Source organism: Streptomyces sp. NPDC036764 (genome assembly GCF_055609385.1).
This window is the reverse complement of record NZ_JBVJPT010000013.1, coordinates 80,868-99,217: the sequence shown is the minus strand read 5'-3', so window position 1 is coordinate 99,217 and position 18,350 is coordinate 80,868. Positions and strand designations below refer to the sequence as shown.

Here is an 18,350-nt window from a genome sequence, read left to right as displayed (position 1 = left end):
GCCAAAGACTGTATGAGATAAGGATGTTGGAGCCAGTCAAGGCAAAGAGGGGTCAAAGATGGCGCAGGCAGTGCAGGAACGCTCGGTGACCGTGACGGACGAGGCGGAGCCGGACATGGTGCTCTTCTCCGACGAGGAAGGTCTTGACCTTGCCGATGACGTCGAGTTGATCACCCTGTCATCGGCTACTTTGGGTGCCATCGTTGCGCGGCGCTGCTGATCGCACCTGATGCCGACTCAGAAGCGACTGGCCCTCTCGTTTGCTGGGGAGGGCCAGGTGTCGGTTCGATCGTCCACGCGGCATGCTCGCGTGACGCTCGGCCGGCCCTTGATCAATTCCGATGTCAATTCTCCGTTCTTCGTTCCTCTCGGACTGCTCTGCATCGCCTCACCACTGATGGCGCATGCTCATCCCACCGTCGTCGTCGACCTGGAGTACGAGCACCGGATCGGTGCCTTCGAGCCCGGTGATGCCGACTGGCTCGACCAGACCTGCGCTCGATTCCTCGCCGCCGATCCCGACATTCTCGGCCTCACCTGTCTCGCGGACACCCTCCCGGCATGCCTTCTCATCGGGCGTGAGGTCAAGCGGCTCCGGCCCGATGTCACGGTGGTTCTCGGTGGACCCGGGACGTTCGGTGTCTTCCCCGATGCCCTCCCGCGCTTCGCCGACTGCGTCGACTTCGTGTGCCGCGGCGAGGGAGAGCTCGCGATCACCGCCCTCGCGGATGCCATTGCCGACGGGGCCGATCCCGCCGGGGTACGCGGCTTCTGGTCGTGCAAGAACGGTCAGGCCGTGTCCAGCGGGCCGCAGCCGACCACGAACCTGAACCTCGTGCCGATGCCCGCGTATGACGCCGTCCCGATGGGCGACTACATCCGGCTGTCGACCCCGCACATCTTCGACGTGCACATCGGCTCCGGGTGTACCTACTCGTGCAAGTTCTGCATGACGTCGACGTTTTGGGACCGCGACTTCCGCATCAAGGATCCTGCGGTCATCCTCGATGAGCTTCGCTTCCTGCACCGCACGTACGGGGTGACCCAGTTCAACTTCCTGCACGACAACTTCGCCAACAAGCGCACGTATCTTGACGAGTTCGTCTCCTACTTCTCCGAGCACAACGACATGTTCGAGTGGGGCTGCGCGGTCCGACCGGACAATGTCAACCCGTCCCTTCTGCGGCGCATGGCCGACGCGGGATGCTTTAACATCTTCTGCGGCACGGACGCGGGGTCGGAGAAGATCCTCAAGGCCATGCTGAAGATGCCATCGACGAAGCGGACCTACGAGTTCTTCCGGTCCGCCCAGGAAGTCGGTATCCAGTTCGAGACGAACACGATCGTGGGATACCCGGACGAGAGCCCTGAAGACCTCGAGAAGGCACTGGAGGTCGTCTTCGACGCGATCGCCTACGGTGCCGTCAACAGTGACCTCAGTGTGCTTCAGCCGCTTCCCGGCGCTGAGATCACGGATGAGTACCGGGCTGAACTCGAACCGCTCGAAAGCGGACTCGACGTCATGGGCACCTTCCTCCCGTCGGACGACCGCGCGCTCATCAAGGACAATCTGGCGACCTTCACCGGATTCAGCTTCATTCGCAGCGGGAATCGGGACTACGAGTACTACCAGGACGTGTTGCGTCTTTCACGGTATTTCACGCGCCGCTATTACCACCTGCTGCGATTCCTCAAGCAGGGTGCGGGACACACGTACGTTGATTTCATCGACGCACTGCTCGAACGGGCTGCTATGCCCATCGAGGATGCGCTCGCTGAGATTCTGGCGCACATGGAGGGCGTGCATGCGCAAGCCGCCGGGGCGCTGTTCGCATACGACTCGATGCTTGCGGAGTTCCGGGGGGACGAGGTCGAGGAAGAGCTCGTCAACGTATACCGGCGGCCCGCCACCGTGGAGGAAAAGCCGCACTTCCTGATCGCTGACTTCGATGTCGACGTCGTCACGATGATCTCCGACCCGCGCGAAATCACCTGGAAGCCGGAGCTGAGCCGCCCGACGGTCGTGGTCGTGTATCGCGCAAGTGAGGCAGAGGTGTCGACTCTCCGCCTGACGCCGGCGCAGGCCAAGGTGTTCAAGGCCCTCATGCCGCGCGGGCGGGAAGAACGCGAAGCTCTCCTCGCGAACATCGCCCCTGGCCGGCCGCGCGAGGTCGCGACGGCGGTGGCAGGGTTGTGTGCGCAGATCGACGCCTCGCCGGACGCCCCCGAACGGACTCCTCCGGTGGTCGACAGCCCCCTCGTGACCACGTGAACGTGACGCGCCCCGTCATTGTCGAGGTGGACGACGACCCGATTCGATGGCACGGGCCCACGGGAGGCGACTACCTGAGCAGTTGGTTCGCCGCGGCGAGCCAACGCAGCCGGCTCGATCTCATGTGGGTCGCGGACGACGGGCTGAGCCAGCACTACCGCGTCCAGCAGGGCGCGTCCTTCTCCGACGGGAGCCCGGTGCGTGCGCGCGATCACGCCCGGGCGATTCGGACCGCGCTCACGGTTCCGTCGCTCCAGCGGTTCCTGCGCGACATCCGCGCGGTCCGCACATCGAAGGATGCGCTCGTCGTCGAGCTCCGCCGCCGGGCGCCGCACCTTCCCAGCCTGCTCCGCAGCGTCGATCTCGCTCCGATCTCGTCCTGCGGGCAACTGTCCTCCGGGACGTACGAGCGTGCCGTGCGCACCGCCGATGACGAGTACTGGCTCGAACCCGTCAAGGCCGGCACGCCACCTGTTCGGGTGCTCGTCCGCCGCGATCCGCACGACGCCCCGGAGAGGTTCCGGCGGGGCGAGGTCGATGTGACGTGCGCGACGGCGTTTCCGCTCGACCGTGTCCCGGACTTCGCGGACAGCCAGGTGTTCCACACGGCACCGACCGCGATCGAGATGCGTCTGGAGATCAACCCCGACAGCCCGTCGGCGGTGGGCGACGCGGAGTTCCGTCGCCGGCTCCTCGGCGCGATTCGCTACGACCGCCTTGTCGCACGGTGCTGGAACGGTGCGGAGTCGGCAGCACCCGACCACCACGTCGAGGCACCGCCCAGCACCGTCGGCTCCGGCGTACGGCTGCGCCTGGGGTACTGGGACTACTACCCCAACCGGGACGTGGCCGAAGAGGTCGCGGCCCAACTGACCGAGAACCTCGGTGTCGAGGTCGAGCTGGCACCCGCCGACTTCGTCTCGGGTTCGGCGCAGTCCTGCGACGTGCTCCTCGCGTTGCGAGGCCCGCTCTTCGAGGATCCGATCTGTGCTCTGGACCTGCTCGACCCGGCGCGCCGTGACCCCGTCCTCGCGCCGCTGCTGCACCGGCTGTCCGAAGTCCCGGACGACGATGCGGCGTACGACGAGCTGCGTCGGGCGGTCCGCGAGCAGTGTCCGGACCTGCCGCTCCTGCGTCTCCGAGGCCACTGGCTGCAGCGCGAGGCGCTGGCCGGTCGGCCCTGGCCACCGATGGGCGCCGTGCGCTTCCCCCGGTTCATCTGGAACGCCGATTCTTCATGACCGTCGCCAAACGGTGATCTCGCTACAAAGGAAGGCCAGGGATGGCTGACGGAATCGACCGCTACGTTCTCTCGCCCGCGGCGACCTGGTCCCGCGACGGCGACGAGCTGCGCGTTTTTTCCGACCAGGTACTGCTGGTCCGACGCTGCCCTGAATCGATGTTCGAATGGCTCAAAGCGATCTCCGACGAGCCGGCCGGCCTCCCAGCGCCGAGCGGAAGCCAAGTGGACGCCATCGTGCGTACGCTTCTTCGGCTTCGCCTCGTAGTCGCACCGTTCGACCGTTCGTGGCACTCGTCCGCTTGGAGGAACCAGGTCGAATACTTCGCGGCCTTGGGTCTGGATGCCGGCGCGGCACAGGATCGGCTGCGCGCGGCGCACGTGACCGTTCTCGGCGTCGGCGGCATCGGCGGCGCGGTGCTGGCTGAGATCGTGGGCGCGGGCGTGGGCGGGCTCACGCTCGTGGACGGCGACCGGGTCGCGCTGGAGAACTTGAACCGCCAATATCTCTACCGGCGTTGTGACGTCGGACGGGCAAAGGTCGATGTGGCCCGCGAGTGGGTGCTTGAACGCTTCCCTGAAGCGGAGCCGACCGCCGTCATGGAAACCATCACGACCAGCGAGGCGTTGGTGCCGTACCTGCGCGAAGGTGGGTTCCTCGTTGTCGCGGCCGACCGTCCTGCATCGCTGCCGGAACTGTGCGCTCGAGCCTGTCTTGAACGCGGGGCGTCGATGATCACGGGAGGTTGCGGCCTGCGAGTAGGGTCGAGTGGCCCGCTGATCCGGCCCGCCGATGTCCCGGCCTTCATCGCGTCACGCCAAGAGGCAAAGGCCACGGCCGGAGCCGCGGTCACACCGATGGCGGCCTCGTTCGGCCCGGTCAATACGCTGGTGGGCGCGACGATGGGCCGTGATCTCATCTTCGGCATACTCGGTGTGAGCGCCCGAACGACTTCGCATCGCGTCGAGCTGCTGGGGACGGCTTTGACCTGAGAGTGCGGAAGGTGAGCTCTGGCCTCGATCTTTCGTGAGGGTCCGTCAGCTTTTCGGCGGACCTTTCGGTTTGCTCGGGTGGGGTTCTTGGTGTGTGCGGATTGAGGGCCCGGCTGTCGCGTCGAGTGGGTGCCGGGTTCCACTGCTCCGGGCTGGGTCATCTTGTCGTAGGGGCAGGTGAACCTGCTGTTCAGCCGGGGTTCGGTAGGAGTGCGAGTTGTTCCAGGGCGCTGGTGATCTCGCAACTCCAGGGCACGTGGTCGGCGAGGCGGAGGATGCGGCGTCGGCCGGCCGTGGTGAAGAGGCGTAGTCACAGGCGGCGGGGTTCCCAGAGGCGGGCCGCCCTGCCCCTCAGGGCGAACATCGGCATCCAGGCCGGCAGGTCGAGAGCGATCTGCACGATCTCCAGCCAGACGCGCTCTGCGTTCGTGTTCTGCTCCCTCGTCGGCTATCACGAGGGATGCGATGGGGAATTGGACCGGGGCCGCCTGTGTCGGTTCCTGCCGCTCGTCGAAGTCCGGGAGAGGACCGGACCGCGCGTGCTCTTCAGCGGCCTGCGTCGTTGGACGGATCATGCAGACCAAATGGGTGACGCGGCCGGCCAACGGCCCCGGTTGCCGTCAGAGCACCACTACAGGACGCAGCTACCGCGTGCCCCCCTTCGTACCCATGGGGGCGCACCCTGCCCGGCTGGTAGGGGTGAATCGGTGACTTCGGGAGTGGTCGACGCGCAAGCGATCGATCTGCGTGCGGTGCAGCGTCAGGTCGAGGCAGTACTTGAGGACTTCCTGGCCGAGAAGGCTCGGGCGGCAGCCGACAGGGGTCATCCGTCGGAGGTGGTGCAGACCGTGCGGGACTTCCTGGCAGCCGGCGGGAAGCGGATCCGGGCGCTGCTATGTGTGGTGGGCTGGCACGCCGCCGGCGGGCAGGGGGATGCGACGTCGGCGGTGCGGGTGGCGGCGTCGCTGGAGCTGTTCGTGGCCTTCGCGCTCATCCACGACGACATCATCGACGACTCGGCAAGCCGCCGCGGCCGACCCGCGGTCCACCGCGTGATGCGTGCGCGGCTGGGAGCGGACGAGCGGGCCGAGCGGCTGGGTGCGGGCGGTGCGCTGCTGGTGGGCAACCTCGCACTGATGTGGGCGCAGGAACTACTGCACACCGCACGGCTGGATCCCGGGCAACAACGGTGGGTTCACCATCTGTACGACGCGATGCTGGAAGAGGTGATGTACGGGCAGTACCAGGATGTGATGGGTACCGGTCGTGGTGCCGACGATGTCGCAGCAGCTTTGCACATCATCCGCTATAAGACTGCCACCGCGACCATCGAGCGGCCTCTTCAGCTAGGGGCTGCCGTCGCCGGGGCTCGTGAGACCGTGATGGATGTCTTCACCGGGGTGGGGTTGCCGCTGGGGGAAGCTTTCCAACTACGGGATGACCTGTTGGACGTCTTCGGCAGCTCGGACGGATCATGCGCGCCGGGTCTGAGCGATCTGCGGGAGGGCAAGCGGACCGTTCTGCTGGCGCTGGGTCTGCAGCGTGCCGACCAGGTCCAGCGTGAACGGCTCCACCGACTGGTGGGCCGGGCCGACCTGGGCGAGCGTGAAGCAGCGGAGATCCGGAGCATCCTGCAGGCAACCGGGGCGCAGGAACAGACCGAGCAGATGATCGCTTCCCGATACCGACAGGTGCTGCGGGTCCTGGACGCGGCCGATCTTCCGCTGGCTGCGGACTGTGCCCTGCGCGGCCTGGCGGTCACCGCAACCCAGTACACCTCATGACCGCGCTGCGGCCGCGTGCCCGGAGCACCGGACACCGCTGTGGCGCGCCATGAGCGGTGTACCCGAGCTCTAGCAGGAGGAACTCACGATGAATGAGCAGATACTGGATCGCATCGCTGCCTACGAGCGCTGGTTCAACACGCTCTTCGAGGAGTACTTCGACACGTTGAGCGCCGGGCTGGATGCACCGCCGTTCAGCCGGTTCACCCCTCAGTGCCTGCGGCTGCTGAGGGAGTTGTCCTTGCGGGGCGGGAAGCGGATGCGGCCCGTCCTGTTGCGTGAGGCGGCACGCCTGGTCACGGATCAGCCGGTCGAAGGACTGGACGCCGCGGCGCTGAGCATCGAGCTGCTGCAGACCCATGGCCTCGTGCACGACGATCTCATCGACGACAGTCCCATCCGCCGTGGCGGCCCGTCCACCTACTACGCCTACCGTGAGCGGTTCCCCGAGCATGCACAGAAAGCCCTGGGTCTGACCGTGATCGCGGGCGACCTCGCCCTCGCCCTGTCCCTGCAGGTGCTGCTCGACGCGAAGGTGCCCGTGGCGCTGCGACAGGCCATGGTCGAGGTGCAGACACGGGCGGCAGCCGACACGCACATGGGCCAGATCATCGACCTGGAACGCGACTTCACGGCCACTCCCGACGAGGAGATCCTGCATTGCGTGGCCGACTACAAGTCCGCCCGCTACTCGATCCTCGCGCCCATGCAGCTCGGGCTCCTGGCCGCGGGCGAGCAGCCGGCGCTGTATGAGCGGGAGTTGCGCGAGTATGCGCGGCTGGTGGGAATGTGCGGGCAGATGCGCGATGACTACCTGGACCTCTTTGGAGACGCGGCCACCATGGGCAAGCCGACCGGTACCGACATCCGCGACGGGAAGCACAGCTACGTTGTTCACGCCCTGCTGGCTTCCGTAGACGAGGCCGAGCGCCGCGTGGTGGAAGCGGCGCTCGGTGACCCGTCCTGCACACCGGAGACCATCACCGCCCTTCGGGAGATCGGCGAACGCCGCGGTGTGGCGGTCAAGATGCGGGCGGAGATGGGCCGTTGTGCGGAGCAGGCGTCCGCGGTGGCCGCCGGCTGGCGGTCACGGTGGAAAGAGGAGGCGGTCATCTTCTTCGAACGCGTGCCCCTGTTGAGCGTCGAGCGAGCCATGTGAACAGAGAACCGAGAACGGATGGGGCCGGCCTGAGGAGTGTGCCCCCGGCGGGCGCGGGATCAACGGCCGCGGCCGACGACGCCTCGGTCGCCAGGTCTGCGAGGGCCTGCCGCCAGCGTTCGGGCAGGCTGTCGGCGCCGGGGAGAGCGGTGTCGATGCGGAAGGACGCACTGGTGGTGTGGCCGTAGGTCACGGCCGCGACGGCCATGGGCACGCCGGGCGGGCAGCACATGATGGGGTCGATGCGGTGGACGGCCGCCATGCCGTAACGCAGACTCTGGCGCACCACGAGATAGGACGCGCAGACGGTGAGTCGGCCTGGGGCTGTGCTCGCGGCAATGAGGCACTGGACCAGCCGCCAGGGCAGGCGGGTGAGGGCGGCGCGGAGCACCGCCCTGTGTCCGGCGGACTTCAGGTCAGGGGTGAGGTCCCGCACGCGTGCCAGCCGCTGGCCCACCGGCATGGTGCCGCCGGGAAGAGTGATCCAGGTCAGGCTCAGGCGATTGCCGGGCGCTGCCACTTCGTCGGGCGTGCGCAGGTTGACCGGAACCATCACGGGGAACGCCGGGCCGGCGGCGCGAGGCCAGGCGCCTTCGGCCCATTGGGTGATCGCGTGGATCAGGGCGGTGAGGTAGACGTCGTTGGTGCTGGCTCCGCTTGCTCGGGCCGCGCTGCGCAGGCAGGCGGAGGGCGCCTGGGCCCACAGCGTGTGACGGCGGCTGGACAGCGGATGGGACGCTGACTGCCACAGGTGGTGGCTGCGCGCGTGGCGCAGCAGCGTCACGGTGCTGCGCGCGGCTTGGCGCAGACTCGGCCGGGCAGTTGGGGGAAGGGCCCGGGCGAGTGCGGAGAACTGTTCTGACAGCAGCCGCGGCCCGAACAGCGCTTCCAAGACGCTGGCGATGTTGGCGCCGTCCTGGACGGCGTGGTGGGTGAGATACAGCAGAGCGAACCCGTCGGGCACGTGACCGTGCAGCAAGACCATGCGCCAGGCCGGAGCCTGCCTCGGCCACGGTTCCCTCAGCAGGCCCCGCACAGCCGCCTCGGCAGATGCCGGCCCGCCGCCGACCTGCTGGGAGCGGATGTGCCCGGTCATGTCCGGGACGGCAGCCACCCAGCGGGCTCCCGGTCCGTCACCGCTCAGGACGTGGGTCAGACAGGGCAGGCCGTCAAGGCGGGCGGCGACGTGGCCTCGCAGGCCGGCGAGGTCCGGTACCGCGCCGGTCAGGTGCAGCAACGCCCCGACCGTCGCATTGGCATCCGGGTGCTGCGCGAGTTGTTCGGCCTTGACCATGACGAGATCGGCAGGGCTCGGATCGGGAAACCGGATCATGTCCATCACCCCAGAAGCATGTAGAGGGGCGCGCCGACTGCCGCACCGATCAGAGCCCCGACGGTGACCTGGCCGGCGGTGTGGCAGCACAGCCGGACACGGGACCAGCCGATCAGCATCACCAAGGAAGCCAGTACGAGCATCCATAGGCCGAAGACCGTTACGAGGATGGCGGTGGCGCCGGAGGCGACGGCGGAGTGCACCGACACCTTCCAGAAGAAGGTGATCACCAGCAGGACGAGCAGGACGGCGAGCATCGCCGTCACCAGGGCCGTCACCTCGGCGGGAGCGCCCAGGCCGTACAACAGTGCGGCGCCGGTGGTCACCGAGGCCATCACCCCCGGGGCGGCCACGATGCGGTCCTGCCGTCGCCGCACATGCCGGTCGCCCCAGTACTGGCGGCGCTCACCGAACCGAAGGATCAGCGTGGGCAGCACCACGGTGAACACCGCCGCGACCAGCCCCCAGCCGATGCCGGCCCATCCGTCGCCGTGCCAGCCCAGCAACGGGGCCAGGACCGCAATCCAGTTCCGCGGCTCGCCGCCGTCGCTGAGCAGCCACGCCCAACGCGCCTCAGCACGCGGCACGACGTCCCCCGCTGCCAGGTGTGTACGGCCAGGCCGAGCGGCTGATACGACCGTTGAAATGGCCGAAGCCGAGGTGCTCTGTTCCGACGCCACTGAAAGCCCGCGCCCTTCACCGGTAGTGCTGCCGCCATACGCGGCCGTCATGATCGAAACGACGTCTTCACCGAGCCGGTCACGGGACCGGCGCGGTGTGTGCGCTGCCCGCTGCCGATCCCTGGACCATGCCCGAGCGGTGGGTGCGAGTCCGGACGGCGAATGCAGCCATGCCCAGCGCCGCCATGCCCACGGCCCACCCCGCGCCCAGCAGCACGCTGCTCCACGGCACCAACCGCAGTCCACCGGCGGCCACCGAGGTCTGCACCGCCCCGTAGGCCGGCAGGAAACCCACCACGGGGCTGTCCGCATTGGGGTTGATCAGGGGGTTCTGCAGCAGCAGATCGATGGAGCTGATCATGATGGCGAGGAACATGCCGGCCAGCTCACTGCGCAGCACGGCCGCCAGCACAATGCCGACGCCGCCGTAGGTCAGTGCGCCGGTGAACATGCCCGCGGCGATCACCAGCGGCTGCTCAGGGCTCCAGAACAGGCACATCCAGACGGTGGTGTAGGCGGCGACCACCGCCGCGACCAGAAGAAGCGCGGTGCACTTGGCGAGCGCGAGGCAGGAGCGGGGGTATCCGGCGCGCACCAGGCGCTGGTCGAAGTGTGCGGAGCGGGCTGTGGCGACGAACATCATGAAAGCGATGACGAGGGACAGCGCCTGCAGCGCGCCGATGATCTGGAGAAGGGTGTTGCCGTCCATGACCACCGTGCGGCCGACCGACCGGATCCTGAACCGCAAGGGGGTACGGGCCACCACCGTGAACGCCAGCGTGGTCCACAGCGGAACGAACAGCAGCACGAGGAGCAGCGCCAGCCTGTTACGGGCCTGCTCGATCAGCGCGAACCGCAAGGCCGTACGGAAACAGGACCTTCGCGTCATACCGGCACCGCCTCCGGTCCGGCCTGGTCCGTCTGCCGGAGCACGCCCGCCTGAAGCCGATACAGGGCGTCCAGGCGGGAGGCGTCGTAGGCGAGGTGGGAGACGACCAGCACGGCGCAGCCCCGGTCCCGCAGAGCCGCGGCCAGGTCCCAGAACCGCAGGTACGTCTCCCAGTCGAAGCCCTGGTACGGCTCATCCAGGAGCAGCACCGTCGGGTCGTGCATCAAAGCGAGGGTCAGGTTGAGTTTCTGGCGTGTGCCACCGCTGAGTGCCTCCACCCGTTCGTGCCGGTAGTCGCTGAAGTTCAACTGCTCCAGCAACTCGAAGGCCCTGGTCAGACTGCTGATCCCGTAGGCGGTGCGGAAGAACTGCAGGTGCTGCTCAACGGAGAGGGCTGGGTGAAGGATGGCTTCCTGGGGGCAACAACCCATCAGCCCTGTCCGCTCCACCACGCCGTTGTCAGCGGCGAGATCCCCGGACAGAATGCGCAGCAAGGTGCTCTTGCCCGCACCGTTCTCGCCGACGATTCCCACCAACTGGTCCGGACAGAGCTCCAACGACACCCCCCGCAGGACCGGACGATGCCGGTAGCCCTTGCGCACATCTTGGACACGAAGCACTGGACCCAGCGCGCTCACCTCACCACCGTCCACACACACCCCGGAAACCCCGCCTGAGCAATCACAGACTCCCCTCCTCCGGGCCGGCACCTCCCTCCTTGACGGAAGTGGTGCAGGTGCCCGGGCCGCAGGGACAGCGGCCCAGTCAGGCAACGACCGCAGCAGGCCACAGGACACGAACGCGTCTGTGGCAACGCCGCCTTGAGGCTCACAGCTCGTCCGTCGCGTTCCCCAGGCAGGATCTGCGTCAGCGCCTCGCCAGTTTCTCCAGCCAGGGATGTCCGGGATGAACACGCGTCAGCCACCCGCCAAGAACGTCGCGCCGCGCCGGGCTCAGTAGGGGCAGAACCCCGTCGAAGTCCGCGTGATCCTTGGGCCGTGCCGCCTTCGCCTTGAACAGCAGCACCAGCTCCGGCACCAGATAAGGGATGCCGACTGCCGTCCGCTCGATGATCGCGTCGTACGGCAGCCGCAAGCTCTCATCCCGCCGACAGATCCAGGTCCCGCCCTCGTGCGGCTCGCGGAAGACATCGAACAGGAACTGACCACTCACCGGATCCCGCAGCCAGGTCTGGTGCGTGGCAGCGAGCACCTCAGCTCCCGCACCGGCCCAGACCCGTCCCGAGCCCACCGCGTCGAACACGTACTCCGGGAAGCGGTCGCGAATCTCCGCGAACCCCGAAGCGGGCACCGCAATCTCCAGATCACCATGGGGTCGCGACTGCCCTCCGCGGAACAAGTCCAGCGCCCACCCTGCCGCGACGCACCAAGGCACACTGACCCCAGCCAACCGGTCCGCAACCTGTTCCGGCCCCCAGGCGCCCTCCCACCGAGCATCCAATTCATCCGCATCAAGGACGACGCCGCCGGGCAGCAGGGAATCGGTCATCGGACCAACGTACTGCCTTCCTGAACTGGTAGTTCAGAGATCAGGAGCAGCTCGCCCAACGGGCTACCGATCAGTTTGAGGCACGTCCGATGCGCGTGCGGCGGCACTTGGGTACGCCGCGGACCTCGCTCCGCCAGGGGACGCCCCGTTCGCGTTCGCCCGGTGGCTTCCGACGCGTGTCACGCCTCGGACGCAGCCTGGACGAGTGCATGCGCCAGAACGTCGAAGTTCTCTCGGTAGAAGCCCAGCCGGATATGGAACGGCTCCTCCGCGAAGACGCCATCGCGCACGAGGAACATGGTGGGCACGGCGGTCAACGCGCTGTGCACCATGTGGAGTTCCGCCGCGGCGAACCGGAAGTCACGTGATGCCGCGTGCGGTCCGGCAAGGCGTTCCAGGAGTGCGTCGACCGCCTTACGGTCCGCGCCGACCAGCAGTGTCAGCTTCAGATCACCGAGGTCCCACTCCCGCAGAAGACTCAACGCTTCATACATCGCAGACGCCTGGGAGGGTGCGAGCCGGGCGATGAACGCGTCGTCGTCTCGGGTCAGCTTCAACTGCGTCCTCAATCGTCTCCCCCACGCAGATCAGTTCTCTGATGAGCCCGCTGCGGCCACCGAGACGCAACTCCCCCATCACATCCTGCCGTCGGGTGGATGCGATCAGGCTGGATCACGGTGATCAAGCCCTCAGTCCTCATCGTAGGCGACTGGCATCTGGTCATGCCGGCAGCCGGTGCATCCGTGATGCCCAACGGGTATCACAGGCGGCATAAGAGGTCTTGGACGGCGCGCCATCGCCGGGCGGAGGCTGTGAGGGCAAGGCAAGCCACCGACAGACAGGACACAGGATCATGAGGGTTTTCCTCACCGGCGGATCCGGATACATCGGCAAGGCGACGATCAGCGCGCTGATCCGGCACGGTCACGCCGTGGAGGCCCTGGCGCGCAGCGACCGGGCCGCCGAGACGGTCAGGGCCCTCGGAGCGACTCCGGTGCCCGGCGGCCTGGCGGACCTCGGCGTCCTCAACGCCGCGGCAGCCCGCGCGGAAGCGGTCGTACACCTGGCGCAGGCCGAGACCGGTGACGAGGACCTGGCCGCCGCCACCGCCATGCAGGACGGCATCGGCACGGGCCCCTACGTGCACACGGGCGGCACCTGGGTCTACGGCGACACCCGGGGCGTGGCCGACGAGACCGCCCCCTGGAATCCGCCGTCCCTGGTCGCCTGGCGCAAGCCCGTCGAGGAAGCGGTTCTCCGGCGGGCGCAGCAGGGCGGCCGGCCCGTCCTGATTCAGGCCGGCCTGCTCTACGGCGGCGAAAACCGCCTGATCGACCTCTTCTACACCGGCCCCGGCAAGGAAGCGGGCGCCATCCCCTACATCGGTGACGGGGAGAACCACTGGCCCCTCGTGCACATCGACGACATCGCGGAGCTGTACGTGGCGTCGTTGAAGGCCGAGCCGGGCGCGGTGTATGTCGGGGTCGGCGGCGTGAACCCCACCGCCAAGGACTGCGCGCTGGCCCTCAGCCGGGCGGCAGGCATCGACGGCAAGGTCGTATCGATCAGCCTGGAGCAGGCCCGTGAGCGGATGGGTCCGATCGCCGACGCCTTCGCCCTGGACCAGCAGTTCACACCAGCCCGCGCCCGGGCCGAACTGGGATGGGTCCCCGCCCACACAGACCCCCTGACCGTCCTCGGCCATGGCTGAGCGGGTCCGGATGTGCACAGACGGTTGAGAGTCCGCGAGGGCCCCTCGCGCTCGCACGGTAAATTGGTGATCGACTGCCGCGGGCGCCCGCCGCCTGAGCGCCGAGGCAGTCGCTATCCACAACGGCCGCCTGACCAGGTATGCCGTGGCGACAGAGTGAGCGGTGAGCCCGGGTGGATCTTGATCTGCGGAAGCTCCGGTACTTCGTAGCGGTGGCCGAGGAACTTCATTTCGGGCGGGCCGCCGAGCGACTGCACATCGCGCAGCCGGTGCTGTCCCGGCAGATCCGCAGCCTGGAGGACGACCTCGGGGCGGAAGTGTTCGACCGCGGCCGCCGCGGAACTCTGCTCACTCCGGCCGGTGAGCAGTTGCTGGAGGACGCCGTCCCCCTGCTCGCCTCGGCCCAGGCCCTGGTCAGGCGAGTGAAGTCCTCAGCTCAAGGCACGCAGTCGTTCACCATCGGTTTCATGCCCGGCATCACCGTCACCCCAGCCATGATCGCCTTCACCGCGCACCATCCCGGCGTCAATGTGCGCCTGCTGCGCACCACTTGGGCCAACCAGGTAGAGGTGCTCCTCGACGGCCGGGCCGATGTCAGCGTGGTGCGGCTGCCCATCAACCGGCAGGGCCTGGAGATGCGCCCCCTCTTCACGGAACCCCGGGTCGTCATGGTCCCCGTGGGGCATCGCTTGGCCGACCGGCGATCGGTGGCGGTCAAGGACCTCGCTGCCGAGCATCTGCTCCAGGACCCGAACGCCGTTCCCGAGTGGCGTGACGTGGCACTGGAGTTGCAGGGCGAGGAACGCCCCGAGGTTCCGGCGATCCACCAGGTGGAGGAGAAGCTTGAGCTGGTGGCCGCCGGAGCCGGCATCTGCGTGCTCCCGCTCTCCACCGCCAACTTCTACACCCGACCGGACGTGCTCCCGCTGCGCGTGGCCGACATCGCCCGCAACGAAGTGGCCCTGGCGTGGGTGGCAGCCCGCCGGTCCCCCCTCATCCGCGACTTCACCGAGGCGGCAGCAGCCACTCTGGCCGCGCCCCACGCCGAAGCACGGCAATCATCGGCCGACTAGGGCGCTCTTCCCTACCAGGTACATCAATCTCATTTGATGTACCTTGGGTATATGGGATCCGACCCCAGGGACGTGACCATCGCCCCGCCGCAGTTCATCCGGCTGGCTGCGCATCCGCTGCGCTGGCGGCTGCTGACAGAACTCGCCGACGGCGACCATCGGGTCCGTGAACTGGTGGAACGCGTCGGGGAGCCACAGAACCTGGTGTCGTACCACCTGCGGCTGCTGCGCGACGGCGGCCTGGTCGCGGCAAGGCGCAGCAATTACGACGGCCGGGACAGCTATTACCGCCTCGACCTTGAGCGTTGCGCGAAGGAGCTGGCAGCGAGCGGTGCCGCCCTGCATCCGGCGTTGCGCCAGGACCCCGTACTCCCCCGTCACCCGGTCGCCGGACCACCATCCCACCGTGCCGCGGTGCTCTTCGTGTGCACCGGCAACAGCGCCCGCTCGCCGATCGCCGAAGCCCTGCTGCGTCACCACACCTCCGGCCGCGTGACGACGGCCAGTGCGGGCACCAACCCCAAACCGCACCTGCACCCGCATGCGGTCCGGGTGCTGCGCGAGTCCTTCGGCATCGACCTCGCCGGTGGGCGCACCCAGCACGTCGACGCCTTGGCCGGCCGCCGCTTCGACCACGTGATCACCTTGTGCGACAAGGCTCGCGAGGTCTGCCCGCGGTTCGGTCCGCGGCAGGTCCACTGGAGCATGGCCGACCCGAGCGCCGTGGATGACACCGGCCAGGTCGGCTACGCGGCCTTTCAGCATGCGGCGACAGACATAGACACCCGTATCAGGTACTTGATGCCGGTCCTGAACATCCCCGAGACCGTTGCGAGGTCCGAGCCATGACCGCCCACGACGAATACGTCAGCGTCCGCTACCTCGTCGATGACGTAGAGGCCGCTGCCGAGTTCTACACCACCCACCTCGGGTTCACGCTGCACTCCAGCGTTCCCCCCGCTTTTGCCGACGTGATCCGTGGCCGGCTGCGGCTGCTGCTGTCGGGCCCGGCGAGTTCGGGTGCCCGGGCCACCCCGGATGAGGCGGCCGGCGCCGGCGGCAACCGCATCCACCTCAGCTACGACGACCTCGACGCCGAGATCGATCGGCTGCGCGGCGCCGGTCTCACCTTCCGCAGTGAGGTCGTCGCCGGTCCCGGAGGACGTCAGATCCTGCTGGCCGACCCGGCGGGCAACCTCATCGAGCTGTTCCAGCCCGCCCGCCAAGCCTGATCGGACGCACGCTCCCCCGTCTCCGCCGCCGCGAGGTCGGCACCGCTACCCGCATGTCAAGGGCTGTTCGGGGCGACCAGGCCGGACTCATAGGCGAGGACGACGAGTTGAGCACGGTCGCGGGCGTGGAGTTTGGCCATCGCCCGGTTGACGTGCGTCTTGGCGGTCATCGGGCTGATCACCATGCGGTCGGCGATCTGGTCGTTGGACAGGCCCTGTGCGACCAGGGCGACGGCCTCTCGTTCGCGGCTGGTCAGCTCCGCAAGTGCGGCGTCGGTGGCGATGGGGAGGGGCTGGGTGACGTACCGGTGGATCAGCTTGCGAGTGATGGACGGGGCGAGCAGGGCGTCCCCGCGGGCGGCGACCCGTACGGCGTGCAGGAGGTCTTCCGGCACGATGTCCTTGACCAGGAACCCGGCAGCGCCGGCGCGCAGGGCTTCGAAGACGTACTCGTCCATGCCGTAGTTGGTCAGGATGACGACGTGCACGCCGGTCAGGGCCGGGTCCGCCGCGATGCGCCGGGTCGCCTCGATGCCGTCCATGACCGGCATCCGGATGTCGATGAGCGCGACGTCGGGCAGGAGCTCCCGGGTGAGCGCCAAACCCTCTTCGCCGTCGGTGGCTTCGGCGACCACCTGGATATCGTCCTCGAGGTCGAGCAGTGCGCGGAAGCCGCTGCGGATGAGTGCCTGGTCGTCGACCAGCAGGACACGGATCATGATGCTCGTTCCACGGGGAGTTCTGCCTGGATGGTGAAGCCGTGCTCGGCGCGTGGTTCGGCGCGCAGTCGGCCGCCGAGGGCGGTGGCGCGTTCGCGCATGCCGAGCAGCCCGAGGCCTGGGGTCGGGGCGTCATCGGGGGTGGCCTTGCCGTCGTCGTCGACCTGGATCGACAGTGCGTCGGGCCGGTGTCGGATCCGGACCGTCGCGGTGGTGGCACAGGCGTGCCGGGCCGTGTTGGTCAGCGCCTCCTGGACGATGCGGTAGGCGGTCCGGCCCACCGCGGCCGGCACGTCGTGCCGTTGCCCCTCGATTGTCAGCGTCGCGTCCAGGCCCATCGAACGGGCACGCTCCACCAGCTCCGGTACATGCTCGAGGCCCCGTGGCGGGGCTGTGTCGTCGTCGCGTAGGGCCTCCAGCGTCGCCCGCAGCTCTCGGGTCGCCTCCCGACCGGCCGCCTGGATCGCCAGCAGCGTCTCGGGTACCTGCTCTCCGCGCCTGCGCGCCACATGGACGGCGACCTCGGACTGCACCTTGATGACCGAGATCTGGTGGGTGAGGGAGTCGTGCAGCTCCCGGGCGATGTGCAGCCGCTCCTCGTCGGCGCGGCGCCGCGCGGTCTCCTCGCGCGTGCGCTCCGCTTCCTCCGCCCGCCGCTCGGCCTGCCGTAGCGCCTCCCCGGCGGCGAACGCGGCGATCAACCAGGCGATCTCGAGTACGTTCCGGGCCTGCGCGAACCCTTCGCGCGCCGGCCCTTCGCGGAAAACCAGAGCCGTGAGTGGGAGGACGACGAGCAGGGACACGGAAACCGCCACCGTGAGGACACGGTGCCCTGCCCGCACGGCGCCGTACACCGCAACCAGGTACGAGACGGCCAGCACTTCAAAGCCGGCCGCCTCGTACCCCACCGCGCACAGGCCGGTGACGGCGAGCACGGCGATCGGGGCCCTGCGGCGCCCGACCAGTGCCAGACCGCCGGCTGCCAGCAGCACGGAACCGAGCAGCCCGGGTACCCCGGCAGGGTGCTGCCCGGACAATCCGGTGCCCAGCAGCAAGGCCGCCACACCGACGGCAAGCGCCCAGTCCATTGCACCGGCCGGGACACGAAAACGCCGTGTGTCCATGCGGGCACCCTAGCCCGACGCGACTGAGGGCGGGTCGCACCCGCGGACGAGCGGCCGGCTACCACAGCCGCGGTACATGCCCGCAGCCTGCCGCATCCGCAGCAGTCGACTGCCGTGTCGACGGCAGTCCGAAGAGACCACGCTCGCCGGACGCCCGGCAATGCGTCCGACAGGCACGCTCAAGGCACAGCGGAACCTCGGAGTTCGCCACGCACGAAGGAGGAGAGTGGCATGAGCGCAGCACATGTCCTGACGGTCGCCGCCGAGGGCGGAGTCATCGGCGACGGGAGGACGGGGGCCAACCTGGCCCTCGGGGTGGGGCTGATCGGCGTGATCGTCGGCTGGCTTGCCCTGGCCCGCGTCGCCGGCCGCATCAGCACCGGCAACGCGCACACCGGGGCCATGTCAGCCATGGCTGTGGGACTGATCGGTACGGCCCTCGCGGCGTTGCATCTGGCCACCTCCAGTGGAGGTCCCGGAACCGGCAACGGAATCGTGGGAGCCGTCGTCGCCATCCCGTTGGGGCTGACTGCGTTGGCCCTCGGCCTGCGCGCTCTCACCCGCTCCCGACGCGCTGAGCCGGCTGCCGACCGCATCGAGCGCGAGCGGGAGCTCGGGTCCACCTGACAAGC

The 18,350-nt window shown here is 68.4% G+C and carries 19 protein-coding genes and 1 pseudogene; 11 read left to right on the top strand and 9 right to left on the bottom strand.

The annotated features are described in order from the left end of the window. Window positions 1-58 precede the first annotated feature (58 nt). The 4 genes from ACZ69Q_RS34885 to ACZ69Q_RS34870 all read left to right on the top strand — a co-directional run bounded on the left by ACZ69Q_RS34885 (window position 59) and on the right by ACZ69Q_RS34870 (window position 4,505). Window positions 59-220 (top strand): hypothetical protein, encoded by a 162-nt coding sequence (locus tag ACZ69Q_RS34885; RefSeq protein WP_471049910.1) that lies wholly within the window; start codon window positions 59-61, stop codon window positions 218-220. 90 nt (window positions 221-310) lie between these two features. Continuing rightward, window positions 311-2,272, top strand: coding sequence for a B12-binding domain-containing radical SAM protein (locus ACZ69Q_RS34880; RefSeq protein ID WP_471049908.1), 1,962 nt, complete (start codon window positions 311-313; stop codon window positions 2,270-2,272). A gap of 2 nt (window positions 2,273-2,274) precedes the next feature. Continuing rightward, window positions 2,275-3,513 carry a hypothetical protein gene (locus ACZ69Q_RS34875; RefSeq protein ID WP_471049905.1) on the top strand — a complete coding sequence of 413 codons (1,239 nt, stop codon included), beginning with the start codon at window positions 2,275-2,277 and terminating at the stop codon, window positions 3,511-3,513. A 41-nt stretch (window positions 3,514-3,554) separates the two neighbouring features. Next, window positions 3,555-4,505 (top strand): ThiF family adenylyltransferase, encoded by a 951-nt coding sequence (locus tag ACZ69Q_RS34870; protein ID WP_471049902.1) that lies wholly within the window; start codon window positions 3,555-3,557, stop codon window positions 4,503-4,505. 190 nt (window positions 4,506-4,695) lie between these two features. Here the strand turns inward: ACZ69Q_RS34870 and ACZ69Q_RS34865 are convergent. Further along, a pseudogene (locus ACZ69Q_RS34865) lies at window positions 4,696-4,935 on the bottom strand (IS1380 family transposase); the annotation flags it as partial. Between the two features lie 277 nt (window positions 4,936-5,212). Here ACZ69Q_RS34865 and ACZ69Q_RS34860 point away from each other — a divergent pair. Together ACZ69Q_RS34860 and ACZ69Q_RS34855 are read left to right on the top strand one after the other, a co-directional pair. Beyond that, complete coding sequence (locus ACZ69Q_RS34860) at window positions 5,213-6,289, top strand: polyprenyl synthetase family protein (protein WP_471049900.1); 1,077 nt, start codon at window positions 5,213-5,215, stop codon at window positions 6,287-6,289. 88 nt (window positions 6,290-6,377) lie between these two features. Further along, window positions 6,378-7,448 carry a polyprenyl synthetase family protein gene (locus ACZ69Q_RS34855; protein ID WP_471049897.1) on the top strand — a complete coding sequence of 357 codons (1,071 nt, stop codon included), beginning with the start codon at window positions 6,378-6,380 and terminating at the stop codon, window positions 7,446-7,448. On the opposite strand, the gene ACZ69Q_RS34850 is transcribed toward ACZ69Q_RS34855, so the two are convergent. The 6 genes from ACZ69Q_RS34850 to ACZ69Q_RS34825 all read right to left on the bottom strand — a co-directional run bounded on the left by ACZ69Q_RS34850 (window position 7,399) and on the right by ACZ69Q_RS34825 (window position 12,416). Beyond that, a complete protein-coding gene (locus ACZ69Q_RS34850; RefSeq protein ID WP_471049895.1) occupies window positions 7,399-8,781 on the bottom strand; it encodes a wax ester/triacylglycerol synthase domain-containing protein in 1,383 nt (460 codons plus the stop codon). The two genes, ACZ69Q_RS34855 and ACZ69Q_RS34850, sit on opposite strands and share 50 nt — an antisense overlap. A 5-nt stretch (window positions 8,782-8,786) precedes the next feature. Further along, window positions 8,787-9,368, bottom strand: coding sequence for a phosphatase PAP2 family protein (locus ACZ69Q_RS34845; protein WP_471049893.1), 582 nt, complete (start codon window positions 9,366-9,368; stop codon window positions 8,787-8,789). A 172-nt stretch (window positions 9,369-9,540) separates the two neighbouring features. Next, window positions 9,541-10,350 carry an ABC transporter permease gene (locus tag ACZ69Q_RS34840; protein ID WP_471049891.1) on the bottom strand — a complete coding sequence of 270 codons (810 nt, stop codon included), beginning with the start codon at window positions 10,348-10,350 and terminating at the stop codon, window positions 9,541-9,543. Further along, window positions 10,347-10,970, bottom strand: coding sequence for an ATP-binding cassette domain-containing protein (locus tag ACZ69Q_RS34835; RefSeq protein WP_471049888.1), 624 nt, complete (start codon window positions 10,968-10,970; stop codon window positions 10,347-10,349). Before ACZ69Q_RS34835 ends, ACZ69Q_RS34840 begins: the two co-directional genes overlap by 4 nt. Before the next feature lie 247 nt (window positions 10,971-11,217). Continuing rightward, entirely contained in the window at window positions 11,218-11,859 is a 642-nt protein-coding gene (locus tag ACZ69Q_RS34830; protein WP_471049885.1) for a nucleotidyltransferase domain-containing protein, read from the bottom strand. A gap of 179 nt (window positions 11,860-12,038) precedes the next feature. Then, on the bottom strand, window positions 12,039-12,416 hold the full coding sequence (locus tag ACZ69Q_RS34825) for a hypothetical protein (RefSeq protein WP_471049883.1): 378 nt from the start codon (window positions 12,414-12,416) through the stop codon (window positions 12,039-12,041). Between the two features lie 296 nt (window positions 12,417-12,712). On the opposite strand from ACZ69Q_RS34825, the gene ACZ69Q_RS34820 reads away from it, so the two are divergent. From ACZ69Q_RS34820 to ACZ69Q_RS34805, 4 genes are all read left to right on the top strand, one after another. Continuing rightward, window positions 12,713-13,570: an NAD-dependent epimerase/dehydratase family protein gene (locus tag ACZ69Q_RS34820; RefSeq protein WP_471049880.1), complete on the top strand. Its 858-nt coding sequence runs from the start codon at window positions 12,713-12,715 to the stop codon at window positions 13,568-13,570. Window positions 13,571-13,743: 173 nt separating this feature from the next. After that, entirely contained in the window at window positions 13,744-14,643 is a 900-nt protein-coding gene (locus tag ACZ69Q_RS34815; protein ID WP_471049877.1) for a LysR family transcriptional regulator, read from the top strand. 51 nt (window positions 14,644-14,694) lie between these two features. Further along, window positions 14,695-15,492, top strand: a complete 798-nt coding sequence (locus ACZ69Q_RS34810; RefSeq protein ID WP_471049874.1) for a metalloregulator ArsR/SmtB family transcription factor — start codon at window positions 14,695-14,697, stop codon at window positions 15,490-15,492. Then, a complete protein-coding gene (locus ACZ69Q_RS34805; protein WP_471049871.1) occupies window positions 15,489-15,875 on the top strand; it encodes a VOC family protein in 387 nt (128 codons plus the stop codon). The genes ACZ69Q_RS34810 and ACZ69Q_RS34805 overlap by 4 nt, the downstream gene beginning before the upstream one ends. A 56-nt stretch (window positions 15,876-15,931) precedes the next feature. Here ACZ69Q_RS34805 and ACZ69Q_RS34800 read toward each other — a convergent pair whose 3' ends face one another. Beyond that, a complete protein-coding gene (locus ACZ69Q_RS34800; protein ID WP_471049868.1) occupies window positions 15,932-16,594 on the bottom strand; it encodes a response regulator in 663 nt (220 codons plus the stop codon). After that, window positions 16,591-17,718: a sensor histidine kinase gene (locus ACZ69Q_RS34795; protein ID WP_471049865.1), complete on the bottom strand. Its 1,128-nt coding sequence runs from the start codon at window positions 17,716-17,718 to the stop codon at window positions 16,591-16,593. The genes ACZ69Q_RS34800 and ACZ69Q_RS34795 overlap by 4 nt, the downstream gene beginning before the upstream one ends. A gap of 231 nt (window positions 17,719-17,949) precedes the next feature. Here ACZ69Q_RS34795 and ACZ69Q_RS34790 point away from each other — a divergent pair, with 231 nt between their 5' ends. Continuing rightward, window positions 17,950-18,345, top strand: a complete 396-nt coding sequence (locus ACZ69Q_RS34790; RefSeq protein WP_471049862.1) for a DUF6223 family protein — start codon at window positions 17,950-17,952, stop codon at window positions 18,343-18,345. The last annotated feature ends 5 nt before the right edge of the window (window positions 18,346-18,350 follow it).